The sequence below is a fragment of the Brasilonema sp. UFV-L1 genome (assembly GCF_012912105.1).
In the GTDB taxonomy this organism is placed as follows: Bacteria; Cyanobacteriota; Cyanobacteriia; order Cyanobacteriales; family Nostocaceae; genus Brasilonema.
The window spans coordinates 12,362-37,229 of the sequence record NZ_QMEA01000068.1; the positions used below are offsets into that span (position 1 = coordinate 12,362).

Annotated in this window: 20 protein-coding genes, 1 tRNA gene and 1 pseudogene; 12 read left to right on the forward strand and 10 right to left on the reverse strand. The window is 41.9% G+C overall.

Annotation, left to right across the window (positions count from 1 at the left end):
- Nucleotides 1-149: 149 nt before the first annotated feature.
- The gene (locus tag DP117_RS19690) at nt 150-1,604 is read right to left on the reverse strand and encodes an esterase-like activity of phytase family protein (protein ID WP_169219963.1); all 1,455 of its coding nucleotides are present in this window, start codon (nt 1,602-1,604) and stop codon (nt 150-152) included.
- Between the two features lie 216 nt (nt 1,605-1,820).
- Nucleotides 1,821-2,548: pseudogene (locus tag DP117_RS19695) on the reverse strand (7-carboxy-7-deazaguanine synthase QueE); the annotation flags it as partial.
- 562 nt (nt 2,549-3,110) lie between these two features.
- On the opposite strand from DP117_RS19695, the gene DP117_RS19700 reads away from it, so the two are divergent.
- The 7 genes from DP117_RS19700 (at nt 3,111) to DP117_RS19730 (ending at nt 8,805) form a co-directional block, all read left to right on the forward strand.
- On the forward strand, nt 3,111-4,127 hold the full coding sequence (locus tag DP117_RS19700; protein WP_211176210.1) for an exopolysaccharide biosynthesis polyprenyl glycosylphosphotransferase: 1,017 nt from the start codon (nt 3,111-3,113) through the stop codon (nt 4,125-4,127).
- A 444-nt stretch (nt 4,128-4,571) separates the two neighbouring features.
- Nucleotides 4,572-5,885, forward strand: coding sequence for a WcaI family glycosyltransferase (locus DP117_RS19705; RefSeq protein ID WP_169219964.1), 1,314 nt, complete (start codon nt 4,572-4,574; stop codon nt 5,883-5,885).
- 70 nt (nt 5,886-5,955) lie between these two features.
- On the forward strand, nt 5,956-6,543 hold the full coding sequence (gene yqeK / locus DP117_RS19710; protein ID WP_169220012.1) for a bis(5'-nucleosyl)-tetraphosphatase (symmetrical) YqeK: 588 nt from the start codon (nt 5,956-5,958) through the stop codon (nt 6,541-6,543).
- A gap of 123 nt (nt 6,544-6,666) precedes the next feature.
- Nucleotides 6,667-7,128, forward strand: coding sequence for a ribosome silencing factor (gene rsfS / locus DP117_RS19715; RefSeq protein WP_169219965.1), 462 nt, complete (start codon nt 6,667-6,669; stop codon nt 7,126-7,128).
- Nucleotides 7,125-7,625, forward strand: a complete 501-nt coding sequence (locus DP117_RS19720) for a CGLD27 family protein (protein WP_169219966.1) — start codon at nt 7,125-7,127, stop codon at nt 7,623-7,625. The genes rsfS and DP117_RS19720 overlap by 4 nt, the downstream gene beginning before the upstream one ends.
- Before the next feature lie 100 nt (nt 7,626-7,725).
- Nucleotides 7,726-8,679 (forward strand): asparaginase, encoded by a 954-nt coding sequence (locus DP117_RS19725; protein WP_169219967.1) that lies wholly within the window; start codon nt 7,726-7,728, stop codon nt 8,677-8,679.
- Between the two features lie 49 nt (nt 8,680-8,728).
- Nucleotides 8,729-8,805, forward strand: a tRNA-Met gene (locus DP117_RS19730).
- A gap of 102 nt (nt 8,806-8,907) precedes the next feature.
- On the opposite strand, the gene DP117_RS19735 is transcribed toward DP117_RS19730, so the two are convergent.
- The 3 genes from DP117_RS19735 to DP117_RS37290 are packed head-to-tail and all read right to left on the reverse strand — an operon-like array spanning nt 8,908 to nt 10,777.
- Nucleotides 8,908-9,831 carry a hypothetical protein gene (locus tag DP117_RS19735; RefSeq protein ID WP_169219968.1) on the reverse strand — a complete coding sequence of 308 codons (924 nt, stop codon included), beginning with the start codon at nt 9,829-9,831 and terminating at the stop codon, nt 8,908-8,910.
- Between the two features lie 17 nt (nt 9,832-9,848).
- Nucleotides 9,849-10,358, reverse strand: coding sequence for a hypothetical protein (locus DP117_RS37285; RefSeq protein WP_339381329.1), 510 nt, complete (start codon nt 10,356-10,358; stop codon nt 9,849-9,851).
- A 5-nt stretch (nt 10,359-10,363) separates the two neighbouring features.
- The gene (locus DP117_RS37290) at nt 10,364-10,777 is read right to left on the reverse strand and encodes a CHAT domain-containing protein (protein ID WP_339381330.1); all 414 of its coding nucleotides are present in this window, start codon (nt 10,775-10,777) and stop codon (nt 10,364-10,366) included.
- Between the two features lie 439 nt (nt 10,778-11,216).
- Between DP117_RS37290 and DP117_RS19745 the strand changes: the two genes are divergently transcribed.
- From DP117_RS19745 to DP117_RS19765, 5 genes are all read left to right on the forward strand, one after another.
- Nucleotides 11,217-12,668, forward strand: coding sequence for a DUF697 domain-containing protein (locus DP117_RS19745; protein WP_169220013.1), 1,452 nt, complete (start codon nt 11,217-11,219; stop codon nt 12,666-12,668).
- A 210-nt stretch (nt 12,669-12,878) separates the two neighbouring features.
- Nucleotides 12,879-13,559, forward strand: coding sequence for a deoxyribose-phosphate aldolase (gene deoC, locus DP117_RS19750; RefSeq protein WP_169220014.1), 681 nt, complete (start codon nt 12,879-12,881; stop codon nt 13,557-13,559).
- A gap of 51 nt (nt 13,560-13,610) precedes the next feature.
- Nucleotides 13,611-14,522: a DNA repair protein RecO gene (gene recO, locus DP117_RS19755; protein ID WP_169219969.1), complete on the forward strand. Its 912-nt coding sequence runs from the start codon at nt 13,611-13,613 to the stop codon at nt 14,520-14,522.
- The gene (locus DP117_RS19760) at nt 14,506-16,158 is read left to right on the forward strand and encodes an MFS transporter (protein ID WP_248277728.1); all 1,653 of its coding nucleotides are present in this window, start codon (nt 14,506-14,508) and stop codon (nt 16,156-16,158) included. The genes recO and DP117_RS19760 overlap by 17 nt, the downstream gene beginning before the upstream one ends.
- A 370-nt stretch (nt 16,159-16,528) precedes the next feature.
- On the forward strand, nt 16,529-17,680 hold the full coding sequence (locus DP117_RS19765; protein WP_169219970.1) for a glycosyltransferase family 4 protein: 1,152 nt from the start codon (nt 16,529-16,531) through the stop codon (nt 17,678-17,680).
- Nucleotides 17,681-17,819: 139 nt separating this feature from the next.
- On the opposite strand, the gene DP117_RS19770 is transcribed toward DP117_RS19765, so the two are convergent.
- From DP117_RS19770 to DP117_RS19790, 5 genes are all read right to left on the reverse strand, one after another.
- The gene (locus DP117_RS19770; protein WP_169219971.1) at nt 17,820-19,457 is read right to left on the reverse strand and encodes a fasciclin domain-containing protein; all 1,638 of its coding nucleotides are present in this window, start codon (nt 19,455-19,457) and stop codon (nt 17,820-17,822) included.
- Between the two features lie 465 nt (nt 19,458-19,922).
- Complete coding sequence (locus DP117_RS19775) at nt 19,923-20,783, reverse strand: peptidase (RefSeq protein WP_248277729.1); 861 nt, start codon at nt 20,781-20,783, stop codon at nt 19,923-19,925.
- Between the two features lie 99 nt (nt 20,784-20,882).
- Nucleotides 20,883-21,116, reverse strand: coding sequence for a preprotein translocase subunit SecG (gene secG / locus DP117_RS19780; protein ID WP_169219972.1), 234 nt, complete (start codon nt 21,114-21,116; stop codon nt 20,883-20,885).
- Nucleotides 21,117-21,251: 135 nt separating this feature from the next.
- Nucleotides 21,252-22,850, reverse strand: a complete 1,599-nt coding sequence (gpmI, locus tag DP117_RS19785) for a 2,3-bisphosphoglycerate-independent phosphoglycerate mutase (protein ID WP_169219973.1) — start codon at nt 22,848-22,850, stop codon at nt 21,252-21,254.
- A gap of 185 nt (nt 22,851-23,035) precedes the next feature.
- Nucleotides 23,036-24,730, reverse strand: coding sequence for an ABC-F family ATP-binding cassette domain-containing protein (locus DP117_RS19790; RefSeq protein WP_169219974.1), 1,695 nt, complete (start codon nt 24,728-24,730; stop codon nt 23,036-23,038).
- Nucleotides 24,731-24,868: the final 138 nt, after the last annotated feature.

Below are 24,868 nucleotides of genomic sequence, written 5' to 3' on the forward strand. Positions count from 1 at the left end.
TACCAAGGAAGCGCAGTATCAGTTGTCAATGAACAATGTCTGATAATTGTTTACTGTCTACTGATTTTACGGATGACATCGCCGTTTTGGCAATAAACTGTCTGATTCAGCAACATCAGCCCAGCAGTTGACGTTGGTTCTGGGATTCTTTAATGGGACTTCTTTAATGGGACAAATTTACCGAGTTCAGTCGGACTCACCTTAAAAGAGTAAAGGAACCCAGGAATTAACCTTTGACCATCTGGGCATCCACTGTCAATCACTCTCTTGCTATAGCTGCTACCATCGCTATTTGTACAAATATCAAACTGAGTGCTGGAATCATCTTGAGTCACACTATAATCATTGTCAGTACCAATCAGCAGTGCATAGGAGCCGTCCTTCAGTCGAGGACCAATCACAAGACCTTCCATCTTTTCTCCTATCTTTGTCCAATCACCTGGATTCTCAGGACTCAAAACTGCAGCAATATCCAAAAATAAAGATTTACTCACTGGGTTAACACCTGCGGGTAATGTGTTGGTGTCTGCCAAACTAATCCCGCTGACATCAGTTGCGCCTGATATATTAATCTTGTAGACTCGCTTACTACCTACAGGTGGTGGTGTCTCGGTGGGAGCATCCACTAATCCGTTGATTGCGTCCACTCCAAACCCGCGATTATCTCTTTCTAAAACTAAGAATTCTTGCTCATTGAGAGCAGTAATAGAACTGATACCAATGTTACGCCCTTGGGAATTTGCCCCAAAATCATTATCTTCTCCCGGAATACGCTCATTAATTTCTGCTAAGCTTTCTAGCTGATAGATATATTGAGCCGTACTTTTGCCAGTTTTTGTCTCAAATTCTACTATCCTCAAATTACCACTACGCCGTCCGTCTGGTGAACCTTCATTCACAAGGGGGCCTTGTAGCATACCATAGAGTTTGGTTCCATCTGGGCTAAGAGTCAATCCTTCAAATCCTCGATTATCTTGGCGTCCAGTGGTAATCGTTGGACGACCATCAACATAGTTAACATTGCCGTTTGCTTCTTTGGGAATTAAATTTTCTGGTATGGTAAACGCTCGTAAAAATGATCCATCTGGTTTGAATTCATAAATAGAGGGACCATACTCATCAGAAACGTAGAAATGACCATTAGGACCAACAGCAAACCCCTCTGGATCGAAACTTAAACCAAGATTCCTGGCATCGCCATTCAGTAACCTGGGGTTTAATCCATTAAAATTTTGACCATCTTTTGTGAATGTAATCGTCTTTAGTACTTTAAAGTTGGAAATTGCTCCTGTCTTGGGATCAACATCTAAAGAAAATTTTTGTACTCGTGTGTTGTATGATATCGTACCGCCACCAGGACCGCGATCGCTCAATCCGTAGTATACATTATTAAAGCGATCATAGTAGATCTCTGAGAAAAATCCCAAACGATTGACATTGGCGCTGTTGCCGCTTGAAGGATATAAATCTGTGCTTTCACCAGGAATAGAGAGGGTATTAGTAAAAGAAATACCATATGCTGAGGCTGTGTATCCTGTAATACTTACAGAGGAGATGATTAACGAGCAGCTAACAAGTGAAAACAACTGTTTTGCAGGAATCATGTGTAAGATGCAAAAAATGACGAATAACTTGTTTTCAGCATCTGACTTTCGTATTAAGAACAAGTTAACTCTCTAGCAGCGTTATGTTTTTGACATCAAAATTTTATACGATCGAATTTTTGCTTGATAATATCTTCATAAAGTTATTGGTAGTTAGTGGCGAATAGGACAATTGACAACTAACTACTAAGGCACTCACTTTTTGACTGTCAAAGGTTAAAGTTGGTTCAAAATTTTATGGGTTTGAGGAACAACTCGTACAGATTTGACAAAACGCTTGATCATCGCTTGCCAATTTAAGACTTGGTTGGGAGAAGGAGCAAGCATCGGCGGTTGTTTGAACGCACCAGAATCTTCCAACGGTGTTACAGGTTGTAAAAATACTGGAATAGATGGATTGACAGATGCAACCAATTGAGCAGAAGGTTCTAACTCGGTGGGATTTGTTGTTTGAGCAACAATTATTTTGATAAAAACTTCTACTTGTGATGTCCAACACATCCGGAGAAATTCTACCTGTTCTCGCTAACGACTTTCCCCACTTGTACTGGGTAGTTTAAAATCCATCCCCATAGAGTCTATATAGGGTAGTATGGTATCTAGTTGTTCTGGGCGATGTCCACCAGTTTCCAAGTATACAGGTAAACTTGTGACTGACCGTACTTGGGGTAAAAGTTCTACCAAAAAAGGGGTGTGTAGAAGTGGTTCGCCGCCCGTTAAGCCAATGGTATCGTGTAGGCAAGGCAGATTTTGCCGCTCAACCCATTTTAGTAACATGGGCAGTGAGAATTTGAGTAAATTTCAAAGTCACGTAATCCAGGAGTTTGCTCTATCCTACAAGTAGCAGGTGCATTCCAAGTGTGTGTACTATCACAAAAGTGACAGCGTAAGTCACAAAAAGCAAAGCGAATGAAAATCTGACGTGTTCCCACATTCAGTCCTTCCCGTTTCATCAAACCCGGAAAAACTGCGGTGCCTCATTACAAGTAACGGGTTCTAAGCCTCCGAGTTGAAGCGGAAAAATCGCCCCAATTGTCAACTGGTATACAAAAAGAATAACTTTTCATGGGGCATCTTACGGAGGCACCGCAGTTTTTCGCGCTTTATTAGCCCAACCCCTGTATGGCAGAAAAGACCTCTATCAGGCGTGCGCTAGGTGTAACAGTAGTCTTAACAGTAGTCTGAATCGTCATGTGATGATCGCAATAAGTATGTGCTACTTTGGCACAAAAGCAAGAATATTTTTCACTAAAGAAGTATGAAGTATGAAGTATAAAGTATGAAGATACGGCAAAAGTGAGAAATCTAAAGTAGGAAGTAAAGAATAAAGTATGAAATACTTTAATTTCTTACCCTTTATTCTTTCTTGACATACTTTATCCTTGACACTTCAAACTTTAGTTAGCTTCTTGTTCTATTGTGAATCGTCAGGTGACGATATCCAAAGTCAACCGAAGTAACTATCGATTCGATGGGACTAAATAGTGTTTGGAAAATGACATTGACATGACAACGAAAGTGCAGGGTTTAATGACTAGCCAACCCAAAGAGGTAAATTTTCCGGTGACGTTCTCAAATGACACGGCGATTGTGCAGGTACCCGCGCGATTGAGCGTGCTTGAGGCTGTAGCCTTTAAGCAAACCTGCCAAGAAATCACTCAGGCAAATCCCGACACTAAACAAATTATCATTGACTTTCACCAAACGACTTTTATGGATAGTAGTGGTTTAGGTGCCTTGGTCAGTAATTTGAAAATTGCTCAGGAAAAAAATATCGAATTTATACTACGCAATGTGACCCCTCAGGTGAACTCAGTCCTTAACCTGACTGGACTGGATAAAATTTTTTCTATTGAGTCTCAAGGAGAAACACCATCAAAGAGTCAATTAGAAGAACTACCAACAACACATCCTTCTGTTCGTTCTTGGATGAAACGGTTCATAGACATAATTGGGTCATTAGTCGGTTTAGCTATTACAGGAATTTTACTTATCCCTATTGCTGCTGCTATTAGACTCGATAGTCCTGGTCCTATTTTCTTCAGTCAAACTCGTTGTGGTTGGATGGGGAGACGCTTTCGGATTTGGAAATTCCGCTCAATGTACATTGATGCAGAAGCGAGAAGAGCTGAACTAGAAAAGCAGAACCAAGTTCAAGGGGCATTTTTCAAAATAGACAATGATCCACGAATTACCAAGGTTGGAAACTTTTTGCGTCGAACCAGCCTAGATGAACTACCCCAATTTTGGAATGTTTTAAAAGGAGAGATGAGTTTAGTCGGCACTAGACCTCCAACACCAGATGAAGTAGAGCGCTATGAAGTTCCAGAGTGGCAACGTTTGGATGTGAAACCAGGAATGACCGGAGAATGGCAGGTCAATGGACGGTCTACTATCCGGAAATTTGAGGACGTTATTCGCCTAGATTTACAGTATCAAAAAAACTGGAACTTAATGTACGATTTGAAGTTAATTTTTAGAACAGTTGCTATCTTGTTTAAGAAAAACAGTGGCGCTGTTTAAATTTACTTGCAAGCGTGCCAATCAGTCAGAGTGTCGTCAACCTGCTGTACTTATGCACGACAAATTTTAAGTAAACAATATTACATTTCCTGGCATGATTGCCAGGATTTTTATTGTCATGAATCCATTAACAGAATTTATGAACAATATACGCAAATAAAAATTTACTAAGCTTTTAATTTAACACAAAATAACAGGATTATTACTTATGTCATTTTCAGGTTGTGAAAATGACATATAGCAATTGATCTAATTATATAAAGACTAACTTAACTTATCAAAAGTTGCATCAGACTTTACTCAATCTTCAATAAAGATAAGTAATATACACAGTATTTGAGGAGAAAATGCATATATAAACTTACACAATTGCGGAATCAGATTGGCAACAAATGTTGTCATAGACAAAGACACCGGGGTTGTTCCGACTCAAACTAATTTGCCATGCGTATTTTGATTTACTCTTACAACTATTACCCAGAACCAATTGGCATTGCTCCCCTCATGACAGAATTAGCAGAGGGATTGGTCAAGCGTGGACATCAAGTACGCGTAGTGACTGCTATGCCCAACTATCCTGAGCGTCGGATATACGAGAGTTATCGAGGGAAGTGGTATGTGACTGAGTACAAGAATGGGGTTCAAATCCAGCGCAGTTATGTTTGGATTCGTCCACAACCCAACTTAATAGATCGATTACTGCTAGATGCGAGTTTCGTGGTGACTAGTTTTCTTCCAGCTGTGCGAGGTTGGCGTCCAGATGTCATTCTCTCAACCTCACCATCTTTACCTGTTTGCTTACCAAGCGCCCTTTTAGGTTGGCTGCACAACTGCCCTGTCGTTTTAAATCTTCAAGATATACTGCCAGCAGCTGCAGTACACCTTGGTTTATTGAAAAACAAATGGCTTATTAAAGCGTTTACAGCGTTAGAAAAATTCGCTTACCACAGTGCAACGAAAATTAGTGTGATTGCTGATGGATTTGTAGAACATTTGCACAAAAAAGGTGTTGCACCTAGCAAAATTGTACAAATCCCTAATTGGGTCGATGTCAATTTTATCCGACCTCTGCCAAAAGAAAATAACGCTTTTAGAGCAGCTTATAACTTAGATGGCAAATTTGTGGTGCTATACTCTGGCAACATTGCCCTCACTCAAGGTTTAGAAACCGTTGTCAAAGCTGCTTCTTTGTTACGACATATTCCAAATATAACTTTTGTGATTGTAGGCGAAGCAAAAGGTTTGGAGCGATTGCAAATAGCTTGCAACGAATGCGGGGCAGATAATGTTTTACTAGTTCCTTTTCAACCCCGTGAAAGTTTGCCAGAAATGTTGGCAGCGGCTGATGTCGGTTTGGTCGTGCAAAAGAAAAATGTCATATCTTTCAATATGCCATCGAAAATCCAACTCTTACTTGGCAGTGGTCGAGCATTAGTCGGATCTGTCCCCAGTAATGGTACAGCAGCCAGAGCTATTAAACAAAGTGGCGCTGGAATTGTTGTCCCTCCAGAAAAACCCAAAGCTTTAGCACAGGCAATTTTTGATTTGTACAATCACCCAGAAAAAGTGAAAGCTTTGGAATCGAGTGCTCGCCAATTTGCAGTTGAGCAGTATGCTTTTGAACAAGCATTAACGAAATACGAGTCTCTGTTCTACTCAGTGACGGCTGAACGTTCAGCCATTAAGCCATTGGTCAATATCTTTTCTGAAAAATACCTTCTTGTTGGGGCAAAGGAATCTGAAGTGAAACTTCGTTAGAATAAAGTTATATACTCATCACCCCTAACTGATTCCTGCTACAAGCCCTCATTGTAAGAGTACAGCCATGATGCGTGAAAAAGTCTTAGCCTGGTTGAGCGAGAATGTTCCAGTTTCCAGAATTAAGCATATTCTCAGGGTTGAGCAAATGGCAATAGATCTGGCGACTCATTACAAAGTGACTCGAGAAAAAGCTGCAATGGCAGGGTTAATGCACGATTTAGCAAAATGTTTTAAGCCGCAGAAACTTTTGCAAATGGCACACCAAGAGGGCTTGGAAGTAGACGAAGTCATGACCGCAAATCCCCATTTATTGCACGCAGACGTCAGTGCGATCGTCGCCAGAGAGACATTTGGCGTAGAAGATGAAGAAATATTACAAGCTATTGCCAACCACACTTTAGGTAGACCAGGTATGAGTCTGCTATGTAGTATCGTGTTTCTAGCAGATAGCATAGAGCCAGGACGAGGCGATACCCCCCAGTTGCAAGCATTGAGACAAATGAGCTGTCAAAATATTAATCAGGCTGTTGCTTTGACCTGTGACTATACTCTAAAATTCTTGCTCGATAGTTCTTGTTTGGTTCATCCGCGAGTTATATTCACGCGCAACTGGTTCCTACAAAGGTGGAAAGCCAAACAGCCGATTCTACAATAAAGCGTATAGACACCGGTTTTTTTGTTAGTATTCAAAAAAACTAGTTCTCACAGTTGCAACTCAACGTTGTTCGTCAGTCATTGTAAAAAATAGTTACAAAAAAAATAGAGCAGCTGAGGTTTAATGTCTGACTATTTCCAAGCCAACTTCCCAAGACAATCAGTCGCAGTGACAAACAATCTGTTCGGAAGCTCACTGGTTGATACCAACGATGTGAGTGGAAAGATAGCGTTAAAAGCCGCCGAAGCGGCATCAGACCGCAAAGCAGGTGATATCCTACTGCTAAGGGTAGGAGATGTGTCTTATCTGGCAGATTATTTTGTAGTAGTGACAGGGTATTCAAGGGTACAGGTGAGAGCGATCGCCGACGCAATAGAAGAAAAAGTCAAACAAGAGTCGCAAAGGCGTCCCCTGCGGATAGAGGGAAAATCTGAAGCAACTTGGGTGGTACAAGATTATGGTGAAGTTATTGTTCACATCATGTTGCCTCATGAGAGGGAGTTTTATAATCTAGAAGCGTTCTGGGGACATGCGGAATGTATCGAGTTTTCAACTTCCGTAGATGGTGAGGGTAAACCAATATGATAGAGTCTTCAGTCTCAAACTGCCCAGTTCCCGCAGAACAGCAACCACTCAATGAGTACGAAGAATTAAAATCCTCCTGGCTGTTTCGTGACTGTACCCTAAATTGGCGTGAGTATATCACAAAAATCGCCTGGATTTGGGGAATATGGTGGTTGATAGCAGGACCAGTCGCAGCCGCAAGCTTTCCCCCCCACAAGCAAACTGCACAATTTATTCTGTGTAGTTTAGCAGGAGCAAGTGTGGGAGTTGTACTAGTATTAGTACGATTATATTTGGGTTGGTCTTATATTCGCGATCGCCTGATGAGTCCAATCATCTTCTACGAAGAGTCAGGATGGTATGACGGTCAAACTTGGATGAAACCACAACAAGTCCTGACACGCGATCGCCTGATTGTTGCTTACTCGATAAAACCAATTATTAGTCGGCTGCAAATTACCTTTGTTGGCTTGGCTGTGTTGTTCGTTGCTGGTACGATAGTTTGGCACCTAGTGTAAATAGTTAGAAGTTAGGAGTTAAGAGTTCATCAGTTATTACTCCTAACTCATAACTGAAAACTCATAACTCATAACTTAAAAAGGTGGTAAATTTTAACCCATGACAATGGGAAAACGAACACAAGCCGCCGCATTAGAAGCGAGGTTACTGCGTGAAGGCATTATAGAATCAAAGCATATCGTCCAAGCTGCCGTATGTGACGAACGAGGACGAGTACTTTCCGTTGCTGGAAATGCCGAAACTGCTACATTCGTTCGTTCTGCGCTCAAACCGTTTCAAGCACTTGCTGTAACCAGCACAGGGACTTTGGAACGCTATAACTTGAGCGATAAAGACCTGGCGATTATCACAAGTTCCCATAAAGGAACAATAGAGCAAGTCAGACAAGCATTTAACATACTCTGGCGGGCTGATGTCGATCCTTCCGCACTCCAATGTCCAATTCCAGAAGGTAAGCACAGTCGTTTAGAATACAATTGCTCTGGTAAACACGCAGGGATGCTAGCTGTTTGTCAGCAATGCAATTGGTCGTTAAATAACTACTTACAGCGCAAACACCCAGTACAGCAGCTGATTTTAACCAAAGTCTCAGAATTACTGCGAATGCCAGCAGAAGAATTCATCAGCGCTCATGATGACTGTGGCGCACCCACGTATTTGATGCAACTCGGTCAAATGGCGTCATTGTATGCTCAGCTTGCTTCTCGTAGCAGTTTGGACATCGAGCGTATTGTCCGTGCTATGACTCATCACCCAGCGATGGTGGCTGGAGTTGGAGAGTTTGATACGGAACTGATGCATTTAGCCCCTGGAGAACTCGTCAGTAAAGCTGGTGCTGAAGGAGTACAGTGTATTGCCAGATTGGGTGAGGGCATGGGATTGGCAATTAAAGTGATGGATGGAGCAAAGCGAGCAAAACATGCCGTCGCCATTCACTTACTCAAGCAGTTGGGCTGGATTAGTCCCAACGTTGCCGAAGCTCTGTCAGAGAAGTTTATGAACCTTGGTAAATACAAGCGTTTAGAAGTTATTGGAGAATTATCGATTTTATAGTTGCCAAATTTCTGACTTTGTTGTTATACTTGGGAAAGTGACGAGGCGACGCGGGATAGAGCAGCCTGGTAGCTCGTCGGGCTCATAACCCGAAGGTCAGTGGTTCAAATCCACTTCCCGCCACCAAATACAAGAACCAAATCTCTACAATTGTAAAATGTTGTAGAGATTTGTTTTTGATAAATGAAATGCCACCTTAAGGAATGATTAAACGAGCGACGACTTCGGCTACTTCCTCTTAACTGAAATAACATCAGAAGACCATCTTGCTTTTGGCCAACCGTCAAGTTTTTGTCCTTCTTTAAGTTCTTCAATGGGTTCAACAAAGGCGCGAATTTCGAATTGAGTACCTGGTACCGTCTTTTCGTATCCCACATGAATTTGTGTTTGAAATTCCCCGTTAGTTACACGGGCAGGTGCTTGAACATAATAAGGTTGATTATCCGTTAAAGGTTTAACTACAATCCATACTTGGTTAGCTTCTGGAACAGTTACTTTACCTTGAATAAGTGGTAATTGTTCAACGCATTCTTCATGAGATGGATTAAGAATTTGAACTTTCGCTGAACTTGGTTTTTGAGATGACTTAAAGCTAATATTTGCACAATTTAAGTTAGAGTTATGACTACTTATCTGCGGTTGAGCAGAAAGCGTAGGTTGGGCAGAAGACGAGTTACTGTTCTGGTTACTCAAGTAAAACCCTGCTAACCCAATTAGAACAATTGTACCACCTGTAATGAATTTGTTTTTAACAAGTTGATTAAAGGGATTAACGCTGACTCCAGGAGCAGGAATAGGCAATGGAATAGTTGACTGTTTCTTATTGGAGGAATTCTGACTTAACTCCTGATTACAATGGAGTTTGGCTGCAATATCGCTTAAAATAGGCGCATATGTTCCATGATGAAAAACTGGAAATAGTTCGTTACAACAAAGTTTACAAAGAGCTTCCTTATCGCTGATTTCATTTAAGTAGTTGATGAGCTGTATAGCAAAGTCATCATCTGCACTATCTTTTATGAACCCAAGTCGCCTATGGTCTATCCCAATTCTTAGACATAGTGCTTCTCGTGTTCTTACTTGTTGGCTACGAAGCATTAGCTTTGCTAATGTTCCCATATCATTTTCGTCTAAAAAGAATTGAGTGGACATACTTTTTACTCCGCATACTAGTTACAACTTAGTTTGGCTTTAACATTTTCTAATTTAGTTAAGTAGCTACTTCTCTTAAAGACAACTTCTAGTTCAGAGCAAATTTTACAAAGAGCTTGTTTATCGTCTATTTTATCTAAATAGTCAATTAGCTGTAATGCAAAGTCAGTGACAGTAGATTCTCTTAGAAATCCAAGTTGATTTGATTCAATACCAATCTTGATACACAGTGAGATTCGTGCAGAATACTCAGCACGTCCACTAAGGATTAAGAGTTTCGTAAGTATTTCTCTGTCAGATTCGTCCAGCACTGGAGCCTGTTCTTTTGAACTACTTATCTTAGAAACTATCTCCTCAATATTTGGCTTCTTGTTGAGAGTTGGGGTTAGTTGCTCTGGAATACCTGCTAACCGAATTGCAGCGCATCCAAATTTGTGAGCAAATTCAACAGACTTCCCGGCTCCTAAAGCATCGTAAAAACCCACAGCAAATTCAATTGCAGCTCTATCTCCAATCGCTTTTTTCATGCCAATCACATAGTTAACGTGTTGAGCGATCTGCCGCTATGCTGCAGCGAAGCTATCGCCTCTGCCTGTACTTGAGAGTAACAGCCGTTAAGAACAACACACTCAACTTGATCCGCAAACAGTTCAAACAGCCCTGCTAAGGCTTCTCCATCGACTATCTTTACCGAACCTGTTTCATCTTCAAATACCAAACCTTCATCCCCCGTCCCATGCCCAGAAAAATGAACAATCTGCGGCTCAATAGCCAGCATTGCCTGCTGAATGTCCCTTGCTCGTACTGCCCACTTCTGCTGTAAGACAAACTGATCGCGGTGTTTGGATCGCTGCAATCCAGCATCAATTTCACGCACCTCCTCATCCAAACGCAGCGGTGTTGTATCTTTAGGATTTGCTGCCAAAATTAAGATTTTTTGCCTCATGACCTGACTCCAGTTTTGGTATTTATGGACCTAATTCCTGAATAAATCTACAAAAAGAAAAATGGCAATTCCGAAAGAATGCCATCTAGGGCTGGATAAGCACGAAGCGCTCATTGGCAGCAAATTAATCTCGAAAGCTTGTCTAGCAAACTTTTTAGTGAATCCAAAGTTTGATTTTTAATAAAGAGTTGAGTAAACGGTAGCCAGTGCCCACCGTACAAAAATTGCAATCAAGTCACTGTGCAAAATGTTAGATAATATACTTCATATATGAGAAGAAGCGGCAGCGTAAACTTCATTCTGCACAATATCGTGATGCTTGGGAGTTAATCTTAGAAACAACCGTATGTAAAGAAAATTTTGTGCATCCACCAATCGGATTCGAAGAAGCAAGGTTTTGATATATCCTGAAGGAGAAACCAGCGTAGCTCGGAGAATCATAGTTGTGAAGTTGCGGCGACCGATTTTAGTGGGAGGATTGGGACTGTCCTTTTCTTTGTGGATGTTACAAAATTTGCACGATTCAATGGTGCAGATTGGTGAATTTGGTTTATTGAGTCTGTTCGCCCTTGGCGGCGGTTTGTGGTTATTAAAGTTAAATCGCACTCAAGATAGTTCTAAACCAGAAAACAGTTTGCCTGTAGACCGTGCAACAGTGGAAGGTACGATTGCTAAAGCTGAAGCCGTAGTTAACCAACTCGCACAAGAAACAGAAAATCCTCAAACTGTAGGAACATTGCGAGAACAAGTTGCCTATCTGACGGCTGAGTTAGATAGACAAGAGATGATCGCTGCTGTCACTGGTGGCAAATCGGTAGGTAAAACGACTTTGATTGAAGTTTTAAAATCTACCTGGTGCCAGAATTCTCTACAATTCCAAGAAACACCACCTTTGTTCCAAGAAGCAGGCGAAAAGTCAGATGCAGATATTTTGACACAAGCAAACAAATCTGATATTGTCTTGTTCCTGACAAATGGTGATTTAACAGATTCTGAATTTCAGAGCTTACAACAACTAAAAGCAGTTAATCAAAGCACAATTCTGGTTTTTAATAAACAAGACCACTATTTGCCAGATGAACGCGTGAGTGTGTTGCAGTCGCTGAAACATCGGATGTCCTCAATTGTCGTGGCGACAGCGGCGTCTCCCAGTCCGATGAAAGTACGGAAACATCAAGAAGATGGTTGTGTACAAGAGTGGCTGGAGGTACCAGCACCAGATATTCAACAGTTGACGCAGCAGTTGAGTGAAATGGTGACACAGCAAGGACAGCAGTTGGTGTGGGCAACGACAATGAGAAAAGCCTTGTTGCTGAAAGCTGAAGCGAAAAACTTGCTGAATCGAACCAGAGGCGATCGCGCTGTCCCAGTCATTGAACAATATCAGTGGATAGCTGCTGCAGCTGCATTTGCTAACCCAGTACCAGCGCTTGATATCCTAGCAACAGCGGCAATTAATGCCCAAATGGTTATGGATTTGGGTAGTCTCTATCAGCAAACATTTTCCTTAGAACAGGCGCAAACTGTTGCTGGAACAATGGGAGGTTTAATGCTGAAACTGGGTTTGGTAGAATTGTCTTCTAAAGCAATAAGTACAGTGCTCAAAAGTAACGCGATCACCTTTGTTGCTGGTGGCTTGGTGCAGGGAGTTAGTGCAGCTTATCTGACTCGTATAGCAGGTTTAAGCCTAGTCGAGTATTTCCAACAACAGGAAGTTGCTACTCATTCTGGAACAGCTTTAAATCTGGACAAGTTACGACAAACTTTGCAAAGCGTATTTCAGCAGAACCAGCAAATGGGTTTATTACAAAGTTTTGTTAAGCAAAGCGTGAAGCGTTTGACGCCACAAGCACAGCAGTCACAACTTATCGAATCTGAGATCACCGCTTAGCTTTGATGAGTTGAAATCACAGCTGTATAAACAAAGTCCGCCGATGCAGATTCAACTTTCCTAAAGCTGTTCAGGCGGGTTTTGTCTGTGTGGGCGTAATTTCTGCTGATAAAGTTCAGATAAAAAACTTAAAAATTTATGATTTAATTTATCCAAATAGTTTTAAATTTTTTTATAAAGGTTAATAATAAATCATTGATAATAAAGATGATGGCAGCAGATTATACAGACATTGATATTGCGCCATTTATAGATCATGCCCTGCTCATACCAACAGCGACCTCAAAGGAGGTTGAACAATGGTGTGAAGAAGCGGACAGATTTCATTTTGCGGCGGTTTGTGTTTACCCGACTCATGTGAAGCAAGCAGCAGAACTTCTCCACGGTAAAAAGCCTAAAGTTTGTACGGTGATTGGCTTTCCAACTGGGGCAGCAACTTCGGCAACAAAGTTGTATGAAGCTCAAGAAGCAGTGGAAAATGGTGCCACAGAGTTAGATGTGGTTATAAATTTGGGCTGGTTAAAAGCAGGCAAAACCGACAATGTACACCAGGAAATTGCCGAAATATGTGAAGAGACTGGAAAAACGGTAAAGGTTATTTTAGAAACTAACTTGCTGACAGATGCGGAAAAAAGACTCGCAGCAGAAATCTGTATGGATGCTGGAGTAGAATTTCTCAAAACAAGTACTGGTTGGAATGGCGGTGTCACATTAGAGGACGTACGACTTTTGAAAGAAGTCGCACGAGACAGGGTTGGAATTAAAGCCTCAGGAGGTATTCGTAGCATCGACCAAGCTCTAGACTTGATTTTAGCGGGTGCCACTAGATTGGGGACTTCTCGGAGTATCGATTTGCTTCGTCAGCGCAATACACTGGGAAAAAGTGAGTAGTCATTTGTTCTTTGTCTAAAGCGAATGACTCATGATCATAACTAATGACTAATGACTAAAACGTATAAAGCAACTGGAATTAATCTTAAAGCTCAGGCGCTGGGAGAAACAGACAGACTAGTGACAATTTTGACACGAGAGTTTGGTCTGATTCGAGTAGTCGCCCCAGGTTCACGCAAACACAACTCCAGTCTTGGTGGTCGGAGTGGAGTGTTTGTGGTCAATGAGTTGCTGATTGCCAAAGGGCGATCGCTCGATAAAATCACTCAAGCACAAACTATAAAGTCTTATCCCGGTCTTGCTAAAGATTTAGTAAAGCTGGCTGCTAGCCAGTATTTAGCAGAGATAATACTACATCAGGCATTAAGTGAGCAACCCCAAGAAGAATTATATGAGTTACTAAACGAACATCTGTATCGTTTGGAAGCTTTACCGAAAAGAGAAGCATTTGATGTTGTAGCACATCTGGCTCATGGGGTATTTCACCTTTTAGCTTTGGCTGGACTAACTCCCCAAGTACAAATCTGTTGCTTGACTGGACGCTCTCTCAGACCAGATTTTACAGACCCAACTTGGCAAGTAGGATTTAGCATACCAACAGGTGGAACAATTTGCTTAGGTGCTTGGGAACGCCTGAAAAAGGAGACGAAACAGATGCGGGAGCAAAATTCTCCTCATCCTCACCACTCCCCTGCTACTGTAAAAGAGAGACCTGTCAACTACCAAACCGTTATTCATCGGCAAGAAATACCAGTCATATCGAGCCGCTTGAATGCGACAGAACTTGCTATACTCCAGGATCTGTCGCAACCACAGTTCATTCAAGATGTAGCCACAAATGATAGCTGGTTATCCGTTGAGCAAATTTTGCGTCACTATACTCAGTATCACTTTGGTTGCCCTATTCGCTCCGCTGCTCTAATAGATTCTTATTTTGCTGTCAACCATGATGCAACCGTCTGATTTGGATAGAAAAATCCTGCCGTTGTCACAAAGTTACACTAAGAAACAGAATAAGGCATCAATGCCTAAAATCGCTAATCACCCCAATATTTCAAGGTCTCTACCCAGTCATGTTAACTTTCATGAGCAGGCAAAAGACATTTTTGAAAATCAGAAAAATAGCACATCGGAAATCTCAAACCCTGATGTCACGAACCACAAACACAAATTGGAAAATAAATTGACCAGTTCAGCAAATGGCAAGAGTCATTTCTCTGAACAGAACGTGCAAGCGGCGACAGCCACTGTAGCAAAAACAACAGATGTAATCGGGACTTCTGGTTCAAGTGGAGAAGCAGCGTCATCAGATGAAAAACAAGAGCAAGGGTTTGTGCCGATACTGAAAAATCCTAACTTTTTGGCTCTTTGGGGTGGTCAAATCTTCTGTCAATTGGCAGATAAAGTGTATCTGGTTTTGATGATAGCTATTATTAATACTCAGTTTCAAACGAGCGAGCAGACCATTAGTGGTTGGGTTTCAACGCTAATGATGGCTTTTACCATTCCCGCAATCCTTTTCGGTTCCATTGCTGGTGTTTTTGTAGATCGGTGGTCGAAAAAGGTGGTGCTCGTCGCAACAAATCTTTGGCGCGGCATACTGGTTTTAGTAATTCCACCAATACTGTGGTTCACTCATGATTGGCAACCAGTGATGGGAGTCTTGCCAGTGGGTTTTGGTATCCTTGTAGGAGTGACTTTCTTGGTTTCGACGCTAACACAGTTTTTTGCACCAGCCGAACAAGCGACCATTCCTTTGATAGTCCAAGAACAGCATTTACTTTCGGCAAACTCACTGTACACGACAACAATGATGGCGTCAGTCATAGTTGGGTTTGCTGTTGGAGAACCATTACTAGCCGTAGCAGATCAACTATGGTCGCAATTAGGTGGTAGTTATGGACTAGGAAAAGAAATTGTTGTGGGTGGATCTTATGCGATCGCCGGACTCATTTTGTTGCTGCTTGTCACTCATGAAAAACCTCAGCCACTAGAAAAACAATCTCCTCACATTTTTGCTGATTTGCAAGATGGTTTTCGTTATCTCAAAGAAAATTATCGCCTTCGCAATGCGCTTATCCAACTCATCATTTTGTTTTCTACATTTGCGGCATTAACCGTTTTAGCAGTTCGCATGGCAGAATTAATTCCTGGCTTAAAAGCTTCTCAATTTGGCTTTTTACTAGCAGCAGGAGGTGTTGGTATTGCTCTTGGGGCAACTCTTTTAGGTCTATTTGGTCAGCGCTTCTCCCATACACTGTTAAGTCTATGTGGATGTTTAGGTATGACAGTCTCTCTTATCGGTCTGTCAATTTTTACTAAACAGCTATGGATTGTCCTGCTTTTAATCACACTGTTGGGTGTCTTTGGGGCGTTGGTGGGTATTCCCATGCAAACAGCTATCCAAACAGAAACTTCGCCAGAAATGCGTGGCAAAGTCTTTGGTCTACAAAACAACGTGATTAATATTGCTCTGTCCTTACCCTTAGCACTAGCGGGCATTGCGGAAACTTTTGTTGGATTACATTTACTGTTTTTGGCATTAGCTGCGATTGTCTTTTCAGGTGGTATCTTGATCTGGTATACCTCTTCTAGGTAGCTATTAGATAAAAAGAGTTAATATTCAGCTTTCTACCTCCGATTATGTACTGTAAACTTCTGTTTTTATGGTAGACTTACCTCAGTGCTAAATTCTCACACACTTGCTGGAAATTAATCTGGACTAAAGCTAGACGTTATACGTAACGCCTACATAGTCTTTGGTAAAAGAATATAAATGAACAACTGAAAAATGAAGTCAGTAAAGCCAAAGTGTAATGTTTGTGAAAATGTACAGAAGTTTTCACTGACGCAACAGTTGTTTCTGTTTTGGGCAAACTCAAGAACCAGCAAGTCAAGCGAGACAAAGGACTAATAAAAAAGACAAAAGCTAATATAATAAATTCGCTTTCTGTGATAGCTAACAAAGAATGCGTATAGCCTGGATTGGAAAAAAAACACCCTTTTGTGGTAACGTCACTTACAGTAGAGAAATTACAAATGCCTTGCTAGACCGAGGACATCAAGTTAGCTTTCTCCACTTTGCCCAAGAAGAATCAGACCTGGAGAACTGGCCCAATTGCCAAGAAGTCACTCTACCCTTCATTTACAAGTCCCAGGTTTACACAATTCCAACTTTCAAAGCGACCAGAGTTTTAACTCAATCGCTACGACGCATCAGACCTGATATCGTCCACGCTTCTCTGACTTTATCTCCCCTTGACTTTGTTTTACCAGAAATTTGTGAGCAACTGAAATTGCCTTTAGTCGCGACTTTCCACACGCCGTTTGCTGGGAAGGGTGCAAAACTGGTATCCGGAACGCAACTTTTGGCTTATCAACTCTACGCCCCCTTTTTGGGTAACTATGACCGCGTGATTGTGTTTTCTCAAATTCAACGAGAATTACTAGCTCGTATGGGTGTACCAGAACAAAATATCGCTGTCATTCCGAACGGTGTAGACGTTGAGAAATATTCTCCTGGTCATTCCGAAGTCAAAGAGGAATTTCAAGCCGAACGTTTGTTTGTCTACCAAGGTCGGATTGCTCCCGAGAAAAATGTTGAATCTCTCCTGCGTGCTTGGAAACAGGCACAGATGAGACCAGATAGCAAATTGATTATTGTTGGCAATGGTCCCTTAAAGCCTTCTTTAGAACCATTTTACAGTTTGGAGTACAACATTATTTGGTTGGGATTTGTTGCCGATGAACAACGGCGAATCGAAATTTTACGGGGGGCAGATGTCTTTATTTTACCATCTATAGTAGAAGGATTGTCTTTATCTCTATTAGAAGCAATGGCTTGCGGGCTTGCTTGTATGGCAACAGATGTCGGCGCAGATGGAGAAGTTCTGGAGAAAGGAGCTGGTGTTGTTCTGAACACAAAAACGACACGCTCTCAATTAAGGACCCTCTTGCCACTGTTCCAAGACCATCCTGAATTAACAACTTTACTGGGACACAAAGCCAGAAAGCGAGTCTTAGAACAGTATACTTTAAGTGGTAATATTACTCGACTTGAAGAACTTTACACCCAAGTTTTGGAACAGCGACGACGTGTACCGCTCAGTTGGGGAGCTTGAACTCCCACGCCTGTTAAACTATCGCAAGCGGACGTTGAACGAAAAGACGTGGGATTGTTGACTCATAGGGGATAAGTGACAGGATACAGGGAAAACCTGTAACCTATCACCTTGAAGCTTGTAGCAGATAGCAAATTGGTTAGAAATTATAACCAATACCTAGCATCAGTCCGACATCAGTGTCATCTAGGAAAGCTGCGTTTACAGAACCCGTTAATGTAAATCTTCTACCTAAAGGCACATCTACACCGCCTGAGAGCAGGAAACCAACATCAGCATCATCGCTAGTTTCAATAGCGACACCAGCACCTATATAAGGGGCTATGTTAAACCCTTGTCCTGTTCCTCGTTGGGACAAGTCGAAGGAAATGGGAACTAAAACGATCGGATCATCCCCAATCACTGCTGAAGGTCGCACTGATATGTTTCGTGTCAATCCAATTTTACTAAAAGCTGCAAAGTTCCCTTCAGCGAGAGCTGAATCTCCCCCTAACCCTATGTTGCCACCAACCCCAATATAGCTGGAAACACCACGAGTGGCTCTACCTGGCGTAATACTATCTCCACCATTCTGCTGTGGTGTTTTGAGACTTATATCAGATGGTATAAGAACTTGGTTAATCGCATGAATCACACCGTTGCTCGCTTCGATATTCGGCTGAATCACACTCGCATTGTTGACTGCAATTTGATTACTACCACCATTGACTTTAACATTTAAGGGTAAGCCCTCAACGGTTTTGAGATTACCAGCCGTAAGTTTATCAGCACTAAGAGCACCAGATACCACATGGTATCTCAAAATTTTAATCAGTACTTCTCTGTTTTCTGGCTGCTGTAATCGTTGTAAGGTGTCTTGAGGCAAAGCAGCAAATGCCTCATTGGTTGGAGCAAAAACAGTATATGGACCTGGTTGTTGTAAAATATCAGCAAGACCTGCTGTCTTCAATAAAGAAGTTAAAGTTGTAAAAGAATCACTAGAGGCAGCAAGAGATACGATATCTGTGTTGGTTGGAGTACTAGCAGTGGTTCCACCTACAATATAATTAGCCGCTGCGACATTCTTAGGAAGAGGTGGCAGCTGTCCTAATCTAACTAAAGCTTGATATAAATGTGCTGCAGCTTCTGCACGAGTCAGAGGTACAAGAGGATTGAGCACATTTACATTTGGATAGTTAACCACAAGATTAGCTTGTGTTGCAGTTGCGACATTATTCACCGCATAGCTTGGGATAGCACTGGCATCTGTATAGTAGGTACCAAGAGTATTAGTTGCATCACCGCTAGCAGTCAAACCCAAACCACTTGTCAAAGCGACGATCGCCTGCACCTTGGGAATTTGCTGATTTGGCAGAAACAAATTCTCTGGATATCCTGAGAGAAATCCGCTTTCATACGCTTGAGTAATTGCAGAAGCCGCCCAGAAGCCAGAAGGAACATCTTTAAATCCACCAGGACTTAACTGCCGAACTCTGTTTTGGTTGAAAGCTTTTTGAAGCATGGCTGCAAATTCAGCACGAGTCACAGGTTGATTCGGTCTGTAAGTACCATCAGGAAAGCCGGTAATTACGTTTCTTGCAGCTAAAGCTTGAATAAATGGTTGTGCCCAGTAATCTGCCCCAACATCAGGAAAGTTAGTCCCTGTAGTTGTCGTTGGTGGAGTCGTTACTTGAGATGAAACTGGAGCAGAAATTAATATGGGACTAACTGTAGCAGTTATCATTCCTAACGCTATCAATGTGGTACTTGCTATTGACAAGCGTTTAAAATTATGCATAAGTCTCTCACTCCCACAAGAAAAAAAGTACAATCATATCGCAAGCGCGATTTCTAAATGAAGTCAATGGCGGTTAAACCAGACTTTAAGACTTTAAGAGGCAATAAGATAGCCATTCTTTTTGAGAATAGTGTTCCCATAAACAAATACTTCATTAAGACAACTCATAGATAATACAAAGTGTTTTTAAACACTTACGCATCAATCCATAATCATCATCTACAGCGGTATTTAGATTGTTTCAAAAGTTAACAACAATGCAGCAATAGACTTTTCATTTTGAAAAAAGAATCACTAAAATGAATTCTTTATATAGCTTGGTATAGCTCTTCAAAAACCCACTTAGCATCTATCTCAGGCAAGGATTTAGTTAGTTATCTTTGATAACTCATTAAATCACCTGATAAATCTTCAAAAATCCCCCTTCTGGATGCTTAAGCTTCAATCTTATAGGAGATGTTTAACTCAGCTTTGAGGCCATCCCAAACTCGTTGGTTGTTCATAAACCCGCTTTAGGGTATTCACATCTCTAGGAGAAATTGACGGCGAGTTGCGGACTTGAGAAAAGTATAAAGCGTCAGTTGGTAGCGGACTATGTCCCCATATTCCTAATGCATGACCGAGTTCGTGGCGAGTTGCAGCAAGCAGATATTGTCCTGTTTGGCTGGGACTCAACAGCATCGTGAAGCGGTGAGATAAAAGATTATTTTTGCTAACGTACAATTCGTAAGTCGTTTGAGCAGAACGCGCACGAGGTCTTTTACTATTAGGAGAAGTTTGCAGTGGTGGAGTTTTCCGCACAATAGTAATATCTGCCTCTTTTGGTTGTTGAGCGATCGCCAAAGGCAAATAAACACTCCACTCCTGAACTGCTTGTAAAACAGTATTCACCCATTGTTCCGCCTGTTTACTATTGATAGCTTCCGGTCGTTCTACATAAACCCGAACGGGAAACTGCGACCACACTAAATAACCAACTTGGGTTGGATTCACTTGAGAAAAATAGTCACCACTGTTCGTGTTATCTTGCCATTTGGTGAGTGTTGGTGGTAAGGGATGAGGTTTGAGGGGAGATGAGGAAGAAGTCACAAAGATAGCGCTGGATTGGAAACTGGTCAAAATAATAAGCAGCCCTGTACCAATAGCTAATGCTAACGATACTATGAAGCGCTGTAAAACTAGAGTTCTTATGGTAGTTGTCCTAAAAATGCAATGACGGGTGCTATGTGTAAACTTGCCACTTATTTTATCTCCCCAATACTCGCTTCGCGAGAATTCACGCATCGCGTAGCGTTGCGAGTGAAGCGAAGCAATCTCAAAATTCAAAATTAAGAATTCTTTTTTTGAACGAGCGAATTTTGTTAGCGCAGCGTGCCGTAGGCATACTTTGAATTCCCCCGGAGAGGGTCTCCCCATCTCCCCATCTCATTTAGGGAGCCAACCAGCACTTAAAACGACAGTTAAACCCAAAAAAATGGCTGTCAGCGCCCAAGTCACTCGATTTAACGTGTTTTCTGCACTCTTTGTGCTACTGAACAATTGGGCTTGTCCACCAATGGCTCCTATGCCATCACCTTTGGGACTATGCAGCAAAACTAAGATAATCAGACCAACTGCGGAAATTACCCAAATGAGTTCTACAACGTTAGTAATGGTCATAGTCGCTAATTATAGTTGATGACGAGTTTGAAGACAGAACAATCTCAAATTATAAATTATATATTCTTAATAGTAAATTAAGAATGATGAATTGTCAGTTGTCCTTCTTTGTAAGATTCATCATTCTTAACTTTTTCACAAACCCAGTTTTACAGGAGTGCGAGAAGGTTGCACTTCATACTCAGCGTTTTGCAAGAGCGATCGCCCTGTCATTTCCGATGGCTGAGGTACTTGTAAAATATCCAAAATCGTGGGTGCGATATCGGATAGCTTACCATCACTTCGCATGCTGACATCTGTTCCATGTCCTGGAATCTTGGCTTTTTCGCCTTCAACTAAAATCAGGGGAACTAAGTTGGTTGTATGTGCTGTCCAGGGGTTCCCATTACTATCGAGCATATACTCAGCGTTACCGTGGTCAGCTGTTATCATTGCTGTACCGCCAACTTTACCAATACTGGAGAGTAGGCGACCCAAACACTGGTCAACTGTTTCAACGGCTTTGACAGTTGCTTCGATGTTACCTGTGTGTCCTACCATGTCTGGGTTAGCATAGTTAATGACAACAAGGGAGTATACGCGCTTTTCAATGGCTGCGATCGCCACGTCTGTGACAGCTTGTGCTGACATTGCTGGAGCGCTATCATAAGTCGCCACCATTGGAGAATTAATCAGTTCTCGGTCTTCCCCTGCAAAAGGTTCTTCCAAACCGCCATTGAAAAAGTAGGTGACGTGAGCGTATTTTTCTGTTTCTGCAGTGCGAAACTGCTTTAAACCATGCTTGGAAATAACTTCCCCAAGAATATTGCTCAAATTTTGAGGTTCAAAAGCAACCCCAACTGATAATTCTGGTTCGTACTGTGTAAAGGTTACAAACTCAAGCGGCGTGACTTGCTGTCTTTCAAAACCGTTAAATTCTGGCTTGACAAAAGCTTGAGTCAGTTGTCTTGCTCTGTCGGGGCGGAAGTTAAAAAATATGACTCCATCTCCTGATTCTACCGCTCCAGGTGCAATTCTCACGGGGATAACGAATTCGTCCGTCACACCTTCTGCATACGATGCTTGCAGGACTTCCACAGCTTTTCGACCATTTCCAGCCCCATCCTGCGTCATGACATCGTAAGCGCGTTTGACCCGATCCCAACGGCGATCGCGATCCATCGCGTAGTAGCGACCACTAATTGTGACTATGCGCCCCACTCCTATACGATCAATATAGTCCTGAAGAAGTCCTAATGCTTTGACACCTTCAGTTGGAGTGGTATCACGCCCATCAGTGATGGCGTGTATGCAAACTTGGGATATTCCCTGAATCTTCGCTAAGTCAAGTAGTCCGAATAGATGACTGATGTGCGAATGCACTCCGCCCTCAGAGGTTAGCCCGACTAAATGCAGCTTGCCATTTCGATTAAACACTTGTTGGCAAACTTTAACCAGTGCTGGATTTCTAAGAATGGAACCATCTTCTACTGCGTCTGAGATGCGTACCAATTCTTGGGGTACAACTCTACCAGCGCCTAGGTTCAAATGACCAACTTCCGAGTTGCCCATTTGACCTTCTGGTAACCCCACCGCTTTCCCTGATGTTCGGATAAGGGTGTGGGGATAAGCCGCCCATAAGCTATCCATCACCGGAGTGTTAGCAATAGCAATAGCATTTCCATGACTCTCCTCGCAGTAGCCCCATCCGTCTAAAATGACTAGCACCACGGGAGCAACAGGTGCTTTGGTCATAGTAAAACTGCCTTTTACTTTTTGTAATACCCGAATCATAGCATTGCTAATTGCAGTCGCAAGTGAATTTTTGCTGATCGCCTACTTTTTTTGCATAACTGTTAGTTTTTAGACATTTCTTAAACTTTATTTATTTTTTGGGACTTCTTTTCAGAATACCGACCACCACTATCTACATCCGCCTATTATTTCTTTTTCGCGGCAGATTTGGCGACTTTTGCTGCTTTTTTTGCTGCTTTTTCGGCAGCAATCTCTGCTAATCTTGCTTGTTCTTTTTCCTCTGCTATTTTATCCAAGTAATAGTTGTAATCACCCAAATAAACGCGGAATTCTCCTTCACGGATTTCCACAATTTTGTTTGCTACCTTAGAAATGAAATAACGATCATGAGAAACAACAAGTACGGTGCCATCATAATTTTGGATGGCTCCTTCTAACATTTCTTTTGCCGGAATGTCTAAATGATTAGTCGGCTCATCCAGTATTAATAAATTCACTGGTTGCAAGAGCATTTTTGCTAAGGCAAGACGTGCTTTTTCACCTCCGCTCAATGCTCCAACTTGTTTAAATACAGTATCACCACTGAATAAAAACCTTCCTAAAAGAGTGCGAACCTCTTCATTTTTCCAATCAGGAACTTCGTCATGGATAGTGTCCATAACAGTTTTTTTCAAATCCAAAGCTTCAGCTTGGTTTTGCTCAAAATATCCTGGTATGACATTGTGTTCGCCCAATTCTACTGAACCTTCTGTGGGTTTCTCAGCGCCCATAATGAGGCGTAACAAAGTGGATTTGCCTGCACCATTAGGAGCAATAAAGGCAATGCGATCGCCTCTTTCAATCAAAAGATTCGCACCCAGGAACAATATCTTATCATCATAAACGTGAGTTAATTCTTTAATTTGTACTACTTCACGTCCGCTACGGGGTGCAGTGGGAAAACGGAATTGTAGTGTTCTTAAACCATCTACAGGTGCTTCGATGCGTTCAATTTTGTCTAGTTGTTTTTCCCGGCTTTTTGCTTGGGTACTGCGAGTTGCGCTAGCGCGGAACCTATCAACAAAAGCTTGTTGTTTATCTAATTCTTTTTGCTGGCGTTCGTAAGCCGCAACTTGGGCTGATTGATTTTCAGCCTTTTGTTGCAAGTAGGCTGAGTAATTGCCAAGGTAGGTGCTGGAGACACCGCGTTCTGTTTCCACAATTTGCGTGCAGAGACGATCAAGGAACTCCCGGTCATGAGAGACTATCACCATTGGAGTATTGAGTCCCTTGAGATAATTTTCCAACCACTCAATTGTTTCTAAGTCTAAGTGGTTTGTTGGCTCGTCTAATAGTAATAAGTCAGGTTCTTGCAAAAGAATTTTGCCCAAACCCATTCGCATTTGCCAACCGCCACTAAAAGCACTGACAAGGCGATCGCCATCTTCTAGCCCAAACCCCATTTCTGGTAGAATTTTTCCAATACGTGTGTCTAAGATATAGCCATCTAAAGCTTCAAACTGCCGTTGTAAGCGATCCAACTTATCAATCAGTTTGTCCAGTTTTTCTGGAGTTGCGCTTTCCATTTCTCGCTGTACCTGTGCTAGAGATAACTGCACAGCGTTAGCTTCCTTAAAAACTGTCCAAAATTCTTCTCTGACAGTACGAGTTGGTTCGACTTCAAATTCTTGATTCAGGTAAGCTATGTGTAAGCTGGCAGGACGAATGATTTCACCAGATGTGGGTTCAGTTTCTCCTGCTATAATTTTAAGCTGGGTAGATTTTCCGGCACCATTCACACCGACTAAACCAATGCGATCGCCAGCTTTGACTTCCCAGTTGACATCCTTGAGAACTTCGCCTGTGGGATAAATTTTACTGATATGTTCAAGTCGCAGCATGAGGTGTCTCCAAGGTAGGGAATGGAATGAGAAGGCAGAAGTAATTGTATTGAGTCCAATCTTAACAAAATTTAACTCAAAATTCTTGCTCGTCAATTCCTCAAGAGACACACGTAACGTACTAGTTCCTGGGCGTGA

What these genes read in the sequence shown, in the direction of transcription:
- DP117_RS19735 (WP_169219968.1), bottom strand. Translation starts at nt 9,831, where the DNA reads ATGTCCACTCAATTCTTTTTAGACGAAAATGATATGGGAACATTAGCA.
- DP117_RS37285 (WP_339381329.1), bottom strand. Translation starts at nt 10,358, where the DNA reads ATGAAAAAAGCGATTGGAGATAGAGCTGCAATTGAATTTGCTGTGGGT.
- DP117_RS19790 (WP_169219974.1), bottom strand. Translation starts at nt 24,730, where the DNA reads ATGCTGCGACTTGAACATATCAGTAAAATTTATCCCACAGGCGAAGTT.
- deoC (WP_169220014.1), top strand. Translation starts at nt 12,879, where the DNA reads ATGGCAGCAGATTATACAGACATTGATATTGCGCCATTTATAGATCAT.
- DP117_RS19690 (WP_169219963.1), bottom strand. Translation starts at nt 1,604, where the DNA reads ATGATTCCTGCAAAACAGTTGTTTTCACTTGTTAGCTGCTCGTTAATC.
- yqeK (WP_169220012.1), top strand. Translation starts at nt 5,956, where the DNA reads ATGCGTGAAAAAGTCTTAGCCTGGTTGAGCGAGAATGTTCCAGTTTCC.
- DP117_RS19700 (WP_211176210.1), top strand. Translation starts at nt 3,111, where the DNA reads ATGACAACGAAAGTGCAGGGTTTAATGACTAGCCAACCCAAAGAGGTA.
- DP117_RS19725 (WP_169219967.1), top strand. Translation starts at nt 7,726, where the DNA reads ATGACAATGGGAAAACGAACACAAGCCGCCGCATTAGAAGCGAGGTTA.
- DP117_RS19760 (WP_248277728.1), top strand. Translation starts at nt 14,506, where the DNA reads ATGATGCAACCGTCTGATTTGGATAGAAAAATCCTGCCGTTGTCACAA.
- gpmI (WP_169219973.1), bottom strand. Translation starts at nt 22,850, where the DNA reads ATGACCAAAGCACCTGTTGCTCCCGTGGTGCTAGTCATTTTAGACGGA.
- DP117_RS19770 (WP_169219971.1), bottom strand. Translation starts at nt 19,457, where the DNA reads ATGCATAATTTTAAACGCTTGTCAATAGCAAGTACCACATTGATAGCG.
- DP117_RS19720 (WP_169219966.1), top strand. Translation starts at nt 7,125, where the DNA reads ATGATAGAGTCTTCAGTCTCAAACTGCCCAGTTCCCGCAGAACAGCAA.
- DP117_RS37290 (WP_339381330.1), bottom strand. Translation starts at nt 10,777, where the DNA reads ATGAGGCAAAAAATCTTAATTTTGGCAGCAAATCCTAAAGATACAACA.
- secG (WP_169219972.1), bottom strand. Translation starts at nt 21,116, where the DNA reads ATGACCATTACTAACGTTGTAGAACTCATTTGGGTAATTTCCGCAGTT.
- DP117_RS19705 (WP_169219964.1), top strand. Translation starts at nt 4,572, where the DNA reads ATGCGTATTTTGATTTACTCTTACAACTATTACCCAGAACCAATTGGC.
- rsfS (WP_169219965.1), top strand. Translation starts at nt 6,667, where the DNA reads ATGTCTGACTATTTCCAAGCCAACTTCCCAAGACAATCAGTCGCAGTG.
- recO (WP_169219969.1), top strand. Translation starts at nt 13,611, where the DNA reads ATGACTAAAACGTATAAAGCAACTGGAATTAATCTTAAAGCTCAGGCG.
- DP117_RS19765 (WP_169219970.1), top strand. Translation starts at nt 16,529, where the DNA reads ATGCGTATAGCCTGGATTGGAAAAAAAACACCCTTTTGTGGTAACGTC.